Genomic DNA, 15081 nt, shown 5'->3' with positions numbered 1-15081 from the left:
CACCTGATTCATTCTTTGGACGCCAGTTCTGTGCCGGGAATGGTCAGGGTCTGACCGATTTTCAGCTCGTCGCTTTTCAGGTTATTGGCGCTGCGTAATGTGGTCGGAGACACTTGGTAACGCACGGCAATCATCGCCAGCGTCTCACCCGGGTTTACCCGGTGGTCACGTGGGCCTTGAGCGATCTTGCCGGAATCACGCAGCCAGGCAACGTAGGTGCCCGGCGGCGGGTTCTGCTGGAAGAACTGGCGCACGCCGCTACTGATCGAACGCGCCAGCGCCTGCTGGTGGTTGGCGGCAGCCAGCTTGGACGCTTCTTTGGCGTTGGAAATGAACCCGGTTTCCACCAGGATCGAAGGGATGTCCGGCGACTTTAATACCATGAACCCGGCCTGCTCCACGCGCTGTTTGTGCAGCGGCGTGACGCGGCCGATGTTGCTCAAGACTTTTTGGCCAACGTTCAGGCTGGACGTCAGGGAGGCAGTCATCGACAGATCGAGGAGCACGCCCGCGAGCATGCGGTCCTTGTCGTCGAGGCTGACGTTGCCGGCACCGCCGATCAAGTCGGAACGGTTTTCGCTATCGGCCAGCCAACGGGCCGTCTCCGAGGTGGCGCCGCGATCAGACAGGGCAAACACCGACGCACCGAACGCCGCAGCCGAAGGGGCGGCATCGGCGTGGATCGAGACGAACAGGTCGGCGCCTTTCTTGCGGGCGATTTCGGTACGGCCGCGCAATGGAATGAAGTAGTCGCCGGTGCGGGTCAGCTCGGCGCGGAAGCCTTTCATGCCGTTGACCTGGCGTTGCAGCTCGCGGGCGATGGCCAGCACCACGTCTTTTTCACGCTGACCGCGAGCCCCCGAGGCACCCGGGTCTTCGCCGCCGTGGCCGGCGTCGATCACCACGATAATGTCGCGTTTGCCGGCAGGCGCAGGCGGCAGCTTCACCGGAGGCTCTACCGGCGTGACCGGCACTGGCGCCACCGTCGCGACATTGGTCGGCGCCGGTATTGGCGCGGCATCGGCGGCGTTATCGAACAGGTCGACCACCAATCGATTGCCGTACTGGGCATTTGGCGCCAGGGTGAAGCTTTTTGGCGTAACAGCTTTTTTCAGGTCGATGACCACCCGCAAATCGGTCGGCGTGCGTTGGGCCGAGCGCATGGCGGTAATCGGGGTGTTCGAGGTGTTGACGTTCAGCGGCGAGCCAAGGGAGGCGCCATTGATGTCGATCACCAGCCGATCCGGGGAGGTCAGGGTGAAAACGCTGTGTTGCACCGGCCCGGTCAGGTCGAACACCAACCGTGTGTTATCCGGCGCCCGCCACAGGCGAACGCTGTTGACCTTAGTCTCGGCCACAGCGTCGACGGTCACCGCCAAAAACAACATCCCTACGGCAGCTACCATCGCGCGAAAGCGCATACCTGACCCCATCATTTAATTGGATTCCAATGCCAAAGCGGCACACCACGACTCGCCGCGCGAGCCCTGGGACAAAATTTTCAGCGAACGCCCGCTGTCTTGCGGGCTAATGGTAATGGTCAGGTCGGGCTTTGGCAAAAAGCCTGCACCCTTCTGGGGCCATTCGATCAGGCACAGCGCGTCGTCTTCGAAGTAATCGCGGATACCGAGGAACTCCAACTCCTCCGGATCGACCAGTCGATAGAGGTCGAAATGAAAGGCCCGGATGTCGCCGATTTCGTAAGGCTCGACCAGGGTGAACGTCGGACTTTTTACCGCTCCCACATGCCCCAGGCCACGGATGATGCCCCGTGACAGCGTGGTTTTCCCCGCCCCCAGATCGCCTTCCAGAAAAATCAGACCGTGCCCTTGGGTAGTTTGTGCGATGCGTGCGCCAAATGCGGTCATCGCCTCTTCATCGGCCAGGTACAGGGTTACTTCAGACACGGTGCTTGCTCCTCCAACAACTGACGAATGGCTGGGATCAGATCACTGGCCGCCAGCCCGCGGCCCGATTTACCTTGTTGCTCGCCGGCATTGGCGTGCAGCCAGACCGCCAGACAAGCAGCGTTGAACGCGTCCATGCCCTGGGCCAGCAACGCGCCGACCAGACCGGCCAGCACATCACCCAAACCCGCGGTGGCCATGGCCGGATGCCCTTGATGAGACAACGCCAGGCGCCCGTCGGGGCTGGCGATCAGACTGCCGGCGCCTTTAAGAATCACAACAGCTGTATATTTTTCGCTCAATGCATGAGCTGCCGCCGGGCGATCAGCCTGGACTTCGGCGGTGCTGATCCCCAGCAACCGCGCCGCTTCACCCGGATGCGGCGTGATCACGCAGTCCTTGGGCAAGCTCACATGGTTTGAAGCCAGCAAATTCAACGCATCGGCATCCCAGACTTGCGGCAACGGCGCGTTGGCCGCCGCCGACAAAAGACTGCGCCCCCAGGCAGCCTGACCCAGGCCCGGGCCGACCACCAACACGGAAACCTTTTGCAGCAGCCCCATCAGTTGATTGGCCGAGGAAGTGCCCAACACCATCGCTTCAGGAATTCTCGCCAACGCCGCAGGCACATGTTCACTGCGTGTGGCCACGGACACCATGCCCGCACCACTGCGCAATGCGCTCTGCGCGCTCAGTAGAATGGCACCGCCGAAGCCACGATCACCGCCGATCAGCAAGACGTGACCGAATTTGCCTTTATGGGCGGTTGGCACGCGGCCTGCCAGACGCGGCAAATTACCGGCTGTCAGGCGCCGTGCATCAATGTCGACCCCGTTAAACGACTCGGCGCTGGCTTGCAGATCGTTGAACACCAGCTCGCCGACCACATCCGCCGCGTCACCCGTGAACAATCCCACCTTCAAGGCAATGTAGGTCACGGTCAGATCAGCTCGGACAGCCGTGCCCAATATGCGCCCCGTATCGGCGCACAAACCCGAAGGGATATCCACCGCCGCCACCGGCAGTCCACTGGCGTTGATTGCGGTGATCGCGCTGGCGAAGGGCTCTCGCACTTCGCCGGTCAAACCGGTACCGAGCAAGGCGTCGAGCACGATTCCACGCAATTCCGACTGCGCAGTGAAGGCTTGAACCGCAATGCCCTCGGACACCGCCTCGGCATGGGCCAGCGCCGCGTCCCCCTGCAAACGCTGGGGATCGCCAGCCGCCAAGACCCGGACATGCCAACCGGCACGTCGCGCCAGCACCGCCACCAGATAACCGTCACCGGCGTTATTGCCGCGACCGGCCACGACTGTCAATTCATTCGCCGACGGCCACTGACGGACGAGTCCACGCCAGGTCGCTCGCGCTGCACGCTGCATCAATTCGAAGCCCGGCGTGCCGGCCGCGATCAGATTCGCATCGAGGGCTCGCACGTGCGCGGCGCTGTACAGCGCGTCGGGTAAATCATCTTTAGTGTGCGGCATGCGTCTTCGGGCTCCGATGTCTGGCAGAATTATACGCACCTCAGCTCCGGTTTCTCTCGCCTCATGCCCGCTATTACTACAGACCTGCCCGCCCTCGCCCAATCCATCAAGGACTGGGGCCGCGAGCTGGGCTTTCAGCAAGTCGGCATCAGCGGCCTCGACCTGGCCGAGCATGAGCAGCACCTGGAGCGCTGGCTGGCGGCCGGCTACCACGGCGAAATGGATTACATGGGCGCCCACGGCAGCAAACGCTCGCATCCCGAAGAGCTTGTCCCCGGTACGTTGCGCGTAGTTTCCCTGCGCATGGACTACCTGCCCGGCGATACCCAAATGGCGCAATTACTGGCCCAACCGGAAAAAGCATACGTATCGCGTTATGCCTTGGGCCGCGATTACCACAAATTGATCCGTAAACGTGTGCAACAACTGGCAGAAAAAATTCAGGCGGTCATCGGGCCGTTCGGCTACCGCGCCTTCGTCGACAGCGCGCCGGTGCTGGAAAAGGCCATTGCAGAAAAGGCCGGCCTGGGCTGGATCGGCAAAAACACCCTGGTGTTGAATCGCAAGGCCGGCAGTTACTTCTTCCTCAGCGAACTCTTTGTCGATCTGCCACTGCCAGTCGATCCACCGCACAGCACCGAACATTGCGGACGCTGCACTGCGTGCCTGGACATTTGCCCGACCAACGCCTTCGTCGGCCCCTATGTGCTGGACGCCCGGCGCTGCATTTCTTACCTGACCATCGAACTGAAAAGCGCGATCCCCGAAGATTTGCGCCCGTTGATCGGCAACCGGGTGTTCGGTTGCGATGACTGCCAGATCGTCTGCCCGTGGAACCGCTTCGCCCGCCCGTCCGGCGAAAGCGACTTCAAGCCACGGCATAACCTGGACAACGCCGAACTGGCCGAACTGTTCATGTGGGATGAGGACAGGTTCCTCAGCAGCACCGAAGGTTCACCATTGCGCCGTGCCGGTTACGAGCGTTGGTTGCGTAACCTCGCCGTCGGGCTAGGGAACGCACCCTCGAGCATTCCGGTGCTGGAAGCATTGAAAGCGCGGCGCGACTATCCGTCGGAACTGGTGCGGGAACACGTCGAGTGGGCGCTGAAACAACACGCCGAGCGTCAGGCTTCGTCGTTATAAACGAATTTCGGCATTTCCCAGTGGAAACGAATCGCCAGCAACCGCAACAGGAAACCGCCAAACAACGTGATCAAAATCGCCTGTTCGCCGGGTAATTGCAGGTAGATGCACAGCATGTAGCACCACGCCGCAGCGAACGAGACGCTGGCGTAGAGTTCGCGGCGGAAGATCAGCGGGATGTCGTTGCAGAAGATGTCGCGCAGGATGCCGCCGAACACCCCGGTGATCACGCCGCTGACCGAGGCCACCAGCATGCCGTGACCCATTTCCAGGGCGGTCATGCAGCCGATCAGGGTGAATGCCACCAGGCCCACGGCGTCGAGCACCAGAAACAGTGAGCGCAAGTGACGCATCCAGCGCGCAGCGAAAACCGTGAACATGGCTGCAATCGATGTCAGCACCAGGTATTCCGGGTGTTTCACCCACGTCAGCGGGTAGTGACCGAGCAGCACGTCGCGCACCGAACCGCCGCCCAACGCCGTGATGCAGGCGATCAGCACCACACCAAACCAGTCCATACCGCGACGACCAGCGGAAAGGGCACCGGTCATGGCTTCGGCGGTGATGGCGATCAGGTAGAGCATCAGCAACATGGTGGCGGTCCTTGCAGAAAGGCGCGCAGTCTAGCCATTTAGTCCCGGCACCAAAAGAGGGCAAGAGAACGCATTACACGCAACCTTTGGCGAGGGAGCTTGCTCCCGCTGGAGCGCGAAGCGCTCCCCGGCATTCTTCCAGTCACACCGCATTTGCAGGTTTTACGACTGCTTCGCAGCCGAGCGGGAGCAAGCTCCCTCGCCACAAAGGCCCGACACCCTTCAAAACTTGATGAAATGCTTGCGGTAGTGCTGCAACTCGGCGATGGATTCGCGGATGTCGTCCAGGGCCAGGTGGGTGCTGCCTTTCTTGAAGCTGTCGCGCACGTCCGGTGCCCAGCGTGCGGCGAGCTCTTTCAGGGTCGACACGTCGAGGTTGCGGTAGTGGAAGTAGCTTTCCAGGGATTTCATGTGGGTATAAAGGAAGCGACGGTCCTGACAGATGCTGTTGCCACAGATCGGCGACTTGCCCTTTGGCACCCATTTCTCCAGGAAGGCAATGGTCTCGGCCTCGGCTTCGGCCATGCTGATGCGGCTGTCGCGCACCCGTTGGGTCAGGCCCGAGCCGCCGTGTTGACGGGTGTTCCACTCGTCCATGCCGGCGAGGATCTCGTCGCTGTGGTGAATAGCGATCACCGGCCCTTCGGCCAAGGTGTTCAGGTCACTGTCGGTGACAATGGTCGCCATTTCGATGATGACGTCGGTATCAGGGTTCAGACCGGTCATTTCCAGGTCGATCCAGATCAGATTCTGCGGGTTTTGCATGTGTCGGCTCCTAGGCAATGCTGCGCAGTTTAGCCTAGGGCGGCGCCCGGGCGTGCTAAACTCGCGGCCGTTTTACCTAATCGCTGCATTCTTGATACGGAACACCCATGGCCAAACGCCAACTCAATCGTCGTCAAAACTGGCGCATCGAAAAGATCCAAGGTGAACGCGCTGCCCGCGCCGCCAAACGCGAGTCCTCGGCTGTCGAGGCACTTGAGGGCGGCGACCTGGGTCCGGAACAGACGGGCCTGGTGATCGCGCACTTCGGTGTGCAGGTCGAAGTCGAAGCCCTTGAGGGCGAACTGGCCGGCGAAGTGTTCCGCTGCCATTTGCGCGCCAACCTGCCGGCGCTGGTGACCGGTGATCAGGTGGTCTGGCGTGCCGGCAACCAAGGCATCGGGGTAATCGTGGCGCAACTGCCGCGTAAAACCGAACTTTGCCGTCCGGACAGCCGTGGCCAGCTCAAGCCCGTTGCAGCCAACGTCGATATGATCGTCATCGTCTTCGCCCCGCTGCCCGAGCCGCACGCGAACCTGATCGACCGTTACCTGGTCGCTGCTGAGCACGCCGGGATTCGTCCGCTGCTGCTGCTCAACAAGTTCGACCTGATCGACGAGCAGAACGCCCCGGCGCTGAATGCCTTGCTGGCGGTTTACCGCACGCTGGGTTACCCGGTGCTGGAGGTCTCGGCGCACCACGGCAACGGCATGGAACAGCTGCAGAAGCAGCTGGACGGACGCATCAGCGTATTCGTCGGCCAGTCCGGCGTCGGCAAGTCCTCGCTGGTCAACAGCCTGCTGCCGGAAGTCGAAGCCCGTGTCGGCCCGCTGTCCGAGCTGTCCGGCCAGGGCACCCACACCACCACGACCGCGCGGTTGTTCCACTTCCCCGGTGGCGGTGAGTTGATTGACTCCCCGGGTATCCGCGAATTCGGTCTGGGTCACGTCAGCCGTGCCGACGTCGAAGCCGGTTTCATCGAGTTCAACGACTTGATCGGCACCTGCCGCTTCCGCGACTGCAAGCACGACCGCGAGCCGGGTTGCGCCTTGCTCAAGGCGCTGGAAGAGGGTCGCGTGCAGCAGCAGCGGATGAACAGCTATCGCTCGATCATCGCCAGTTTGCCGGAAACCAGTTATTAAGTAGCCGTGATCATGTTCGTGATGCCACGAACATGATCCATGGGCGGCCGTTACCGCAGAAATGGATATGTACACCGCCCTCCCCCCGTCGCCTGACACAAAGCCTTCGCGAGCAGGCTCGCTCCCACAGGGCCATGTCCACGCTAAAAATGCAGTGACGTCCAAACCCGTGAAAGACGCACAAAAAAGCCGACATCTCTGTCGGCTTGATTGTTATGGGTCACTGCTTCGGCGGTTCCGCCGGGTTCGGTGCCGGGTCTTCGAAGATATTCAATCGCTCACGAAGCTCATGGGCCGGCAGCGGTTGTTTATCCGCCGGCAATGCGTTCGGATCGATCGGCGTGGCCGGCACTTCGCCCGGACCGCCCTGCCCTTGCGTTGGCGCAGGTGCCGGTTCAACGCCTTGCGAACCTTCGATGGCGCGTTGGGCCTTTTTGGTCAGCACCACGATGTCGATCCGGCGATTGACCGGGTTGAACGGGTTCTCGCGATCGAACAGCGCCGACGAGGCATAACCGACCACCCGCGCCACTTGCTGATCCGGATAGCTGCCGGCGACCAGGGCACGGCGGGCGGCGTTGGCACGGTTGGCCGAGAGTTCCCAGTTACCAAAATCACCGGTGCCCGAGTACGGCTTGGCATCGGTGTGGCCGCTGATGCTGATCTTGTTCGGCACCGCTTTGATGGTGTCGGCCATGGCCAGCAGGATGTCTTCGAAATACGGTTTCAGACGCGCTGAGCCTGAGTCGAACATAGGCCGGTTTTCCGCGTCCATGATCTGGATGCGCAAGCCGTCCTGTGTGATTTCGAACAGGATCTGGTCCTTGAATTTTTGCAGCTGCGGGTTCTCATCGACCTTGTTCTGCAATTCTTGCAGCAACAGTTCCAGGCGTTCCTTCTCCACCTGTTCGGCCATGCCTTCGACCTGGTCGGTGTCGACGGTGACTCGGTCAGGCTGCGGCTGAGACTTCACCTCAGGGTTGAGGGTGTTCTCCGGCGCCAGGGTCGGGGAGCCGCCCAGATCGATGATGTATGGCGTGCCGCTTTCAGAAAAACCGACCGGGTCCTTGAAGTAACCGGCGATGGCAATCTTCTGTTCCGGCGTGGCGGTGGACAACAACCACAGCACCAGGAAGAACGCCATCATCGCCGTCGCGAAGTCAGCGAAGGCGATTTTCCAGGAGCCCCCGTGATGTCCGGCCGCGTATTTTTTTACGCGTTTGATGATTATCGGCTGGTTGTTTTCCATGACTTAGCGACCGCGAACCGCTTGTTCCAGCTCAGCGAAGCTAGGACGGTGCGCCGGGTACAGAACCTTGCGGCCGAATTCCACTGCCAGCGATGGCGGCATGCCGGAAGCCGAAGCAACCAGCGAAGCCTTGATGGCTTCGTAGACGTTCAGCTCTTCCTTGGCTTCGTGGGCCAGGGCATGGGCCAGCGGGCCGAAGAAGCCGTAGGCGGCGAGAATACCGAAGAAAGTACCTACCAGTGCCGCACCCACGTGTAAGCCGATCATTTTCTGATCGCTTTCACCCAGGGAGGCCATGGTCACCACGATACCCAATACGGCCGCGACAATACCGAAGCCAGGCATGGCGTCGGCGATGCCGTTCACGGCGTGGGACGGGTGATCGAGGTCTTCCTTGAGGCTGGTCAGTTCCATGTCGAACAGACCTTCGAGCTCATGGGGCGCCATGTTGCCGGAGGACATGATGCGCAGGTAATCGCAGATGTAGGCGGTCATGCGGTCATCTTTCAGAACCGCAGGGTACTTGGCGAAGATCGGGCTCGCGGCGGCGTCTTCGATGTCGCCTTCGATCGCCATCATGCCTTCGCGGCGGCTCTTGTTGAGGATCTCGTAGATCAGGCCCAGCACTTCCAGATAGAACGTGTGGTTGAAGCGCGAACTGAACATTCCCAGCGCTTTCTTGAGAACGAGTTTGAACATGTGACCTGGGTTGGCCTGCAGGAATGCACCGAGGGCCGCACCACCGATAATCAACACCTCGAAAGGTTGAATCAGGGCGGCAATCTTGCCGTGGGAAAGCACGTATCCGCCGAGCACGCTCGCGAATACGACGATGATGCCGATTATTTTAGCCATAGGTAGGAGAGCACTTACTGAGTCGGGTTCAAGGTCATATTCGGAAGTTAAAAAATCTCTTCTTCTACTTATCGGCAAAACTGCGCCAGACTATAGCCAGTTCAAGCGAAAAGCTAATTTAGCCCTCTCTGGGCATAGGTAATGCAGACGATGATCACGTCCAACCATGGCTAACGAAACGAACACCCCTATCCCAAAACCAACCACTCTTGAAGGCTGGGTCAAGCTTCTCGATGGCGTGCGTCTGCCGGTTCCGCAAGACAGTCACGACCGTGTCTGCAAGGCCCTCGCCGACAACCGCAGCTCGATTCGCGACATCGCCGAATTGTTGCAGGACAGCCCGGCCCTGGCCTTGAGCGTGATTCGTGAAGCCAATCGTCATACCCACGGCAGCATGACCGACCCGGCAGAAAACCTTGAGGTGGCGATCAATCGTCTCGGGTTGAAACGCACCGAGGAATTGCTCGCCCGGTTGCCTGCCGAACCGCAATCACAGATCCCGGTGGCGTTGCGTCAGATACAGATGATCAGCCAGCACGCGACCCAACAGGCCAACGGTTTTTTTGCCGCTCGCCTGGCGCGGCTCTGGCAGGACATCCACTGGGGCAGCCTGCTGTTTCTCTCGCCGCTCTGGCCGATGGCGTTGACTCATCCGCAGTTGCTCGAAGAATGGGAACTGCGGGTCATTCATAAAGGCGAGTCAGCGCGCAAAGTCGAAAAGGACCTGTTCGGCGTTCGCCTGCTGGACATCTGCCAGGCGCTGGTGGACATCTGGCGCCTGCCGATCTGGGTGCAGCAAGGTTATCGCCTGCTGCTCAACGAGCAGCGCGAACTGGTCAAAGTCCTGCGCATTGCCCGGGACAGCGAGCATCCCTTGCGCCAGCAAAACCGCCTCGATGACGATCCGACCTTGCGTCGCTGGCTCAACCAACCGGCCAATACCGTGTTGCTGGCCAATGGGCTGGCACTGTCGGCGCAACAGGCCTGGGACAGCCCGCACAGCGAGCGCTGGCAATACCTGACCAGCCTTTACCTGCAAATGCCGATGAGCGACGTGCAGCAGCAACTGCATCAACAAGCCGTGAACAGCGCGCACCAGCATGCCATGCCGGACATCTGGCACCCCGCAGTAGCGTTGATCTGGCCCTCGGGCGTGAACCGCATTCACGCCGGGTTGCTGCCGGCACCAGCGCCGACCACCGAAAACCTGACGGCATGGCGTAAACAATGTGCTGAACTGCTGGTTGAGCCGAGCCGCTTCACCAATGCGATGCACTTGACCACGTCGGCCCGGGACGCACTGGTCGCATGCGGTATGCGTCGAGTGATGATATTGATGGCTGACCGCACCCACGCCAATTTGCGTGCGCATCAAACGGCCGGGCTGGCGAAGGAAGCGGCGGGGCTAAACCTGGTCGTGAGTCAGAGCACTGTGCTGCAACGGTTGCTCTCGCAACAGGCCCAGGTGCGATTGACCCCGGCCAACAACGCCCAGTTCTCGGCGCTGCTACCCGCCAGCCTGCGTGCGCAGTTTCGCGGCGAACACCTGCTGCTGCGCTCGCTGGTCAACAATGGTCGGGTGATCATGGTCGTTGTGGCGGATCAGGGCGGCGGGCCGTTCTCGGAAATCACCGTGCAAGCCTTCGGCAAAACCGCGCAGTGCATTGAAAAGGCACTCCATAGCTTTAGCCAGCGCGGTCAATGAATGCTGCGCTACAATCCTCCCTTTTGTGCTCTGGAGACCTCACATGTCTGACTTCTCTGGCTTGGCGCTGGTCATCGAGCCGAGCGACTTGCTCCCTCGCCTCGAGTCCCGCGAACTGATTCTGGTGGACCTGACCAGCAGTGCCCGCTACACCGAAGGGCATATTCCCGGTGCACGCTTTGTCGATCCCAAACGCACACAACTCGGCCAGGCGCCTGCGCCTGGGCTGATGCCGCCGCAAGCGGCACTCGAAACGTTGTTCGGTGAGTTGGGACATAACGCCAATGCCACCTACGTGGTCTATGACGACGAAGGCGGCGGCTGGGCCGGGCGCTTTATCTGGCTGCTCGATGTCATCGGCCATCGCAACTACCACTATCTCGACGGCGGCCTGACAGCCTGGCTGGCAGAAGGCATGCCCATGTCGATCCAGATCCCGGCCCCCGCTGGCGGCCCGATTGCGTTGACCCTGCACGACGAGCCGACCGCCACCCGCGAATACCTGCAAAGCCGTCTCGGTGCCGCCGACCTGGCGATCTGGGACGCGCGTGGCCCACTGGAATACTCCGGCGAGAAAGTCCTGGCAGCCAAGGCCGGGCACATTCCCGGCGCGGTGAATTTCGAATGGACGGCCGGCATGGATCAAGCGCGCAACCTGCGCATCCGCACGGACATGCCGCAGATCCTGGAACAACTCGGTATCACCAAAGACAAAGAAGTCATTACCCACTGCCAGACTCACCATCGCTCTGGCTTCACTTATCTGGTGGCCAAATCCCTCGGTTATCCGCGGGTCAAAGGCTACGCCGGCTCCTGGGGCGAATGGGGCAACCACCCCGATACGCCCGTAGAGATTTAAGGTTTTTAAGGACAGTCCATGAATAAGCGTTTGTTTATCCTCAGCCAATACCTGCTGCCTCACCACTTGCTCTCGCGACTGGCCGGCTGCATTGCCGAATGCCGCGTGCGTTGGTTCAAGAATGCCTTTACCGCCTGGTTCGCCAAGCGCTATCAGGTGGACATGTCCCAGGCGCTGGTCGAAGACCTGACGGCTTACGAGCACTTCAACGCGTTCTTCACCCGCGCCTTGAAAGACGGCGCTCGCCCGCTCGATGAAACCCCGGGCGCCATTCTCAGCCCGGCCGACGGTGCGGTCAGCCAACTCGGCCCGATCGAACATGGCCGCGTGTTCCAGGCCAAGGGCCACAGTTTCAGCGTGCTGGAATTGCTGGGCGGTGATGCCGCCAATGCTGCGCCGTTCATGGGCGGCGACTTTGCGACGATTTACCTGTCGCCGAAAGACTACCACCGCGTGCACATGCCGCTGGCCGGCACCCTGCGCGAGATGGTCTACATCCCGGGCCGGATTTTCTCGGTCAACCAGACCACCGCCGAAAACGTGCCGGAACTGTTTGCCCGCAACGAACGTGTGGCGTGCATTTTCGACACCGAGCGCGGGCCGATGGCCGTGGTGCTGGTGGGCGCGATGATCGTGGCGTCGATTGAAACCGTGTGGGCCGGACTGGTGACGCCGCCGAAACGCGAGCTGAAAACCTTCCGTTACGACGAAGCCGCCCGCGCGCCAATCCATCTGGAAAAAGGTGCGGAACTGGGTCGCTTCAAGCTGGGTTCGACCGCTGTGGTGCTGTTCGGGCCGGATCAAGTGAAGTGGGTTGAAGGGCTCGGCGCCCTGTCGCCAGTACAAATGGGCCAGGCGCTGGGCCTGCCAGCAGCCTGATTGGCTAATCCGCCCCGTCGAACGTCTTCGAAGGGGCGGACATTTCGGTAGCGCCGTTACTCTATCTGCCCACGAAAGCCGATCGGCCCTTCGTTGGCGTAGGTATTGGTGCCACTGAGGTTTTTCCCTCCATCACTGGAGGTGACGCTCAACGCCACAACGTTCTGATTATCACGGCCGCCGATGACCCACTTGCCACCCGGATGCCATGGAGCGTCATTGCCGCCCCACTGATTTTCCACGTTGTACTGGTTCTGGCCCGTGCGCTGAGCCTTGAAGCCAATGGGACCTTCACCCGCGTAAGTCATGGTGCCGGTGAAGCTCTTCCCGCCATCGCCCGATTTGATCTCGATCGCGACCACGTTCTGGTTGTCCCTCGCACCCAACGTCCAGTCTCCGCCCGGATGCCAGGGTGCCGAACTACCGCCCCATTGATTTGCCACTACGTATCTAGACATGAACCTCATCTCCTTGAAGTTACAAGAGACCTGCCCTGCGTAGGCAGCAGGCCGCACGACCGTGCGTATCCAGTCGCACGTGTGTCAGATTAGTAGTACGCCCGGGCAGCACTCGACTGACAGACAAACGGTCGACATCCGTAACTGCTACAGTCAGATCATTCACTGCCCATTTCCCGGTTGGAGTTTTTCTACGGCATGAATGAAACCAGCCCTCACCAGCTGCTACGCGCCCCGATCCCGGCTCAATTGCGCCTGACATTCTGTGAACCGACGCCACGCGACCTCAAGCGCTGGATCGCCAACCTGCCCAAAGCAAACATCGGTGAAACCGCTCGCCTGCTCTATCAAGGCTTGAGCGAACTCAACCAGCTGCTCACCCCCAGCGACAATCGCCTGCAACTGCTCGAACTGTTGCGACCCGAGGTGTATTACGTCTGCAAACACCTGGAACGGCATTTCCTGCACCAGGCGATAGTGCTCGACGAGCGTTCGCGCAAGATCGCCAACCTCTGCCAGGCCCTGCAAAATCACTTGGCGATTGGTTACAAACAGATCGTCGTGCGCATCACCCCGCGCTTCAGCAAGGACCGAGCATCGCTGCTGACCCAAGCGTTGCAGCGGGCGATCCATTGCCTGAACGGGCCGCTGATTCGCTCGACTCAACTGTATTGCCCGGTACCGGAAGGCCTGTGGCTGGAGCTGCATCAGCTGTATCGGATCGCCTGCGCACTCAAACTCCAGCACCTGAGCCTGCGCGATGAGTTGGCCAGCCAGACCAAAACCCTGAGCGTCGAACAGACTTATGTAACCGCCCTGCTGCTGGGCGCGTCCCGCTGCAATCAATTGCGCCAGAACCAGATCGCCCGGCTCGCCGAGGTCTTGGAGCCCTGGAGCCAATGGATAAAGTTGCAACCCGGCCAACCCGCAGACGGATTGTTTGCCGTCGCGCCGGACCTCGACACCGGGCCGCGCTATCGTTCGAAATTCAGGGCCGAGCAGCAGGCCGGTTTGCTGGGGATTGATCCGCAGCCGCTGGTCACCGCCATCGAAGCGCATCTGCAAGGCAATGACGGCACACCGCCGCTGCCGGTACCGACCGGGCTCAGCCTGGATACCCTGCAACACCTGCACGCTGCCTGGGGCCAGGCGGCCGAGCGCAGTTTTCAGCGCACGGTTGGCCAAGGCACCTTGACCTTGTGTGTGGGCATGAGCGCATTGCACTTCTACCTGGGCGGGCAACGTTCGTTCAGCGATATTCTGAAAAACCCCGGCACTCGACTCGCGCAGTTCTCGGCAGCGTCCCCGACGAACCAGGGAAAGGACCAATGGCACCACGCGTTCGACGCCGCCCCCCACGGCAGCGCCGATACCTTGCTGCCCTACGAAGAAATTGAATACCCGCACCTCCAGAGCGACGACGGCCAGGAGGCGGCCGATAACAATCGGCACTTTCCGACTTACGCCCTGCCGGTCATCAACCACAGCCCCGGCGGTTATTGCCTGGCGTGGCCCGACGCGGTGCCCGCCGAGTTGCAGGCTGGCGAAATGATCGGCATCCAGGACTCTGCCAATCAGGGCTGGAGTATTGCGGTGGTGCGCTGGATTCGTCAGGTGCGCGGCGGCGGGACGCAAATGGGGATCGAGCAGGTCGCGCCTTACGCCGAGCCTTGCGGGCTGCAACTGGTGCGAACGCGGGACGACCACAGTCAATATCTGCGCGGCCTGTTGCTGCCGGAAATCAGCGCCATCGACCTGCCCGCCACGTTGCTCGCTCCGCGCCTGCCCTTTCAGGAAGGCAGCAAAGTGCTGATCAACACCAACGGCCAGGAACGCCGCGCCGGGCTGGATCGGCGGGTGGCGAGCACCAACAGCTTCAATCAGTTTGCCTACCGTTCGCTGGAGGCGAGCAGAAACGACAACGCCGCGGAGAGCGGCGTCGAGGAGGATTTCGATTCGTTGTGGAAGTCGCTCTGAGGGTGAATCCAATACCTGTGGCGAGGGATCTTGCTCCCGTATGGACTGCGTAGCAGTCCTTTTTC

General features: G+C 61.1%; 14 protein-coding genes. 6 read left to right on the top strand and 8 right to left on the bottom strand.

The features are described 5' to 3' along the window. Positions 1-8 precede the first annotated feature (8 nt). Genes RHP74_RS02975 through RHP74_RS02965 form a run of 3 tightly spaced genes read right to left on the bottom strand, consistent with a single transcriptional unit; the run spans position 9 to position 3394 of the window. On the bottom strand, positions 9-1388 hold the full coding sequence (locus RHP74_RS02975; RefSeq protein WP_372241901.1) for an N-acetylmuramoyl-L-alanine amidase: 1380 nt from the start codon (positions 1386-1388) through the stop codon (positions 9-11). Between the two features lie 48 nt (positions 1389-1436). Beyond that, entirely contained in the window at positions 1437-1907 is a 471-nt protein-coding gene (gene tsaE, locus RHP74_RS02970) for a tRNA (adenosine(37)-N6)-threonylcarbamoyltransferase complex ATPase subunit type 1 TsaE (protein ID WP_010464201.1), read from the bottom strand. After that, positions 1895-3394: an NAD(P)H-hydrate dehydratase gene (locus RHP74_RS02965; RefSeq protein WP_311097736.1), complete on the bottom strand. Its 1500-nt coding sequence runs from the start codon at positions 3392-3394 to the stop codon at positions 1895-1897. Before RHP74_RS02965 ends, tsaE begins: the two co-directional genes overlap by 13 nt. Before the next feature lie 63 nt (positions 3395-3457). Here RHP74_RS02965 and queG point away from each other — a divergent pair, with 63 nt between their 5' ends. Continuing rightward, on the top strand, positions 3458-4537 hold the full coding sequence (queG, locus tag RHP74_RS02960; protein WP_083375176.1) for a tRNA epoxyqueuosine(34) reductase QueG: 1080 nt from the start codon (positions 3458-3460) through the stop codon (positions 4535-4537). On the opposite strand, the gene RHP74_RS02955 is transcribed toward queG, so the two are convergent. Together RHP74_RS02955 and orn are read right to left on the bottom strand one after the other, a co-directional pair. Beyond that, positions 4519-5130, bottom strand: a complete 612-nt coding sequence (locus RHP74_RS02955) for a trimeric intracellular cation channel family protein (RefSeq protein ID WP_007945604.1) — start codon at positions 5128-5130, stop codon at positions 4519-4521. The two genes, queG and RHP74_RS02955, sit on opposite strands and share 19 nt — an antisense overlap. 222 nt (positions 5131-5352) lie before the next feature. After that, on the bottom strand, positions 5353-5895 hold the full coding sequence (orn, locus tag RHP74_RS02950) for an oligoribonuclease (RefSeq protein ID WP_007995036.1): 543 nt from the start codon (positions 5893-5895) through the stop codon (positions 5353-5355). A gap of 107 nt (positions 5896-6002) precedes the next feature. On the opposite strand from orn, the gene rsgA reads away from it, so the two are divergent. Next, complete coding sequence (rsgA, locus tag RHP74_RS02945) at positions 6003-7034, top strand: small ribosomal subunit biogenesis GTPase RsgA (RefSeq protein ID WP_010464204.1); 1032 nt, start codon at positions 6003-6005, stop codon at positions 7032-7034. Positions 7035-7254: 220 nt separating this feature from the next. On the opposite strand, the gene motB is transcribed toward rsgA, so the two are convergent. Beyond that, positions 7255-8283, bottom strand: a complete 1029-nt coding sequence (gene motB / locus RHP74_RS02940) for a flagellar motor protein MotB (protein ID WP_311097729.1) — start codon at positions 8281-8283, stop codon at positions 7255-7257. Between the two features lie 3 nt (positions 8284-8286). Further along, entirely contained in the window at positions 8287-9138 is an 852-nt protein-coding gene (motA, locus tag RHP74_RS02935) for a flagellar motor stator protein MotA (protein WP_077750234.1), read from the bottom strand. Positions 9139-9304: 166 nt separating this feature from the next. Here motA and RHP74_RS02930 point away from each other — a divergent pair, with 166 nt between their 5' ends. The 3 genes from RHP74_RS02930 to asd are packed head-to-tail and all read left to right on the top strand — an operon-like array spanning position 9305 to position 12581. Beyond that, positions 9305-10843 (top strand): HDOD domain-containing protein, encoded by a 1539-nt coding sequence (locus RHP74_RS02930; RefSeq protein WP_172792092.1) that lies wholly within the window; start codon positions 9305-9307, stop codon positions 10841-10843. 43 nt (positions 10844-10886) lie between these two features. Continuing rightward, positions 10887-11702, top strand: coding sequence for a rhodanese-like domain-containing protein (locus tag RHP74_RS02925; protein ID WP_010464217.1), 816 nt, complete (start codon positions 10887-10889; stop codon positions 11700-11702). 18 nt (positions 11703-11720) lie between these two features. After that, entirely contained in the window at positions 11721-12581 is an 861-nt protein-coding gene (gene asd, locus RHP74_RS02920; protein ID WP_077750232.1) for an archaetidylserine decarboxylase, read from the top strand. Between the two features lie 56 nt (positions 12582-12637). On the opposite strand, the gene RHP74_RS02915 is transcribed toward asd, so the two are convergent. Beyond that, positions 12638-13039: a hypothetical protein gene (locus tag RHP74_RS02915; protein ID WP_042932429.1), complete on the bottom strand. Its 402-nt coding sequence runs from the start codon at positions 13037-13039 to the stop codon at positions 12638-12640. Positions 13040-13237: 198 nt separating this feature from the next. Here RHP74_RS02915 and RHP74_RS02910 point away from each other — a divergent pair, with 198 nt between their 5' ends. Next, on the top strand, positions 13238-15016 hold the full coding sequence (locus RHP74_RS02910; protein ID WP_311097720.1) for a molecular chaperone: 1779 nt from the start codon (positions 13238-13240) through the stop codon (positions 15014-15016). Positions 15017-15081: the final 65 nt, after the last annotated feature.

Source organism: Pseudomonas sp. SG20052 (assembly GCF_031766055.1).
Lineage (GTDB): Bacteria > Pseudomonadota > Gammaproteobacteria > Pseudomonadales > Pseudomonadaceae > Aquipseudomonas > Aquipseudomonas mandelii.
Note: the sequence above shows the minus strand (reverse complement) of the source record. Positions and strands in the feature narration are given on the sequence as shown.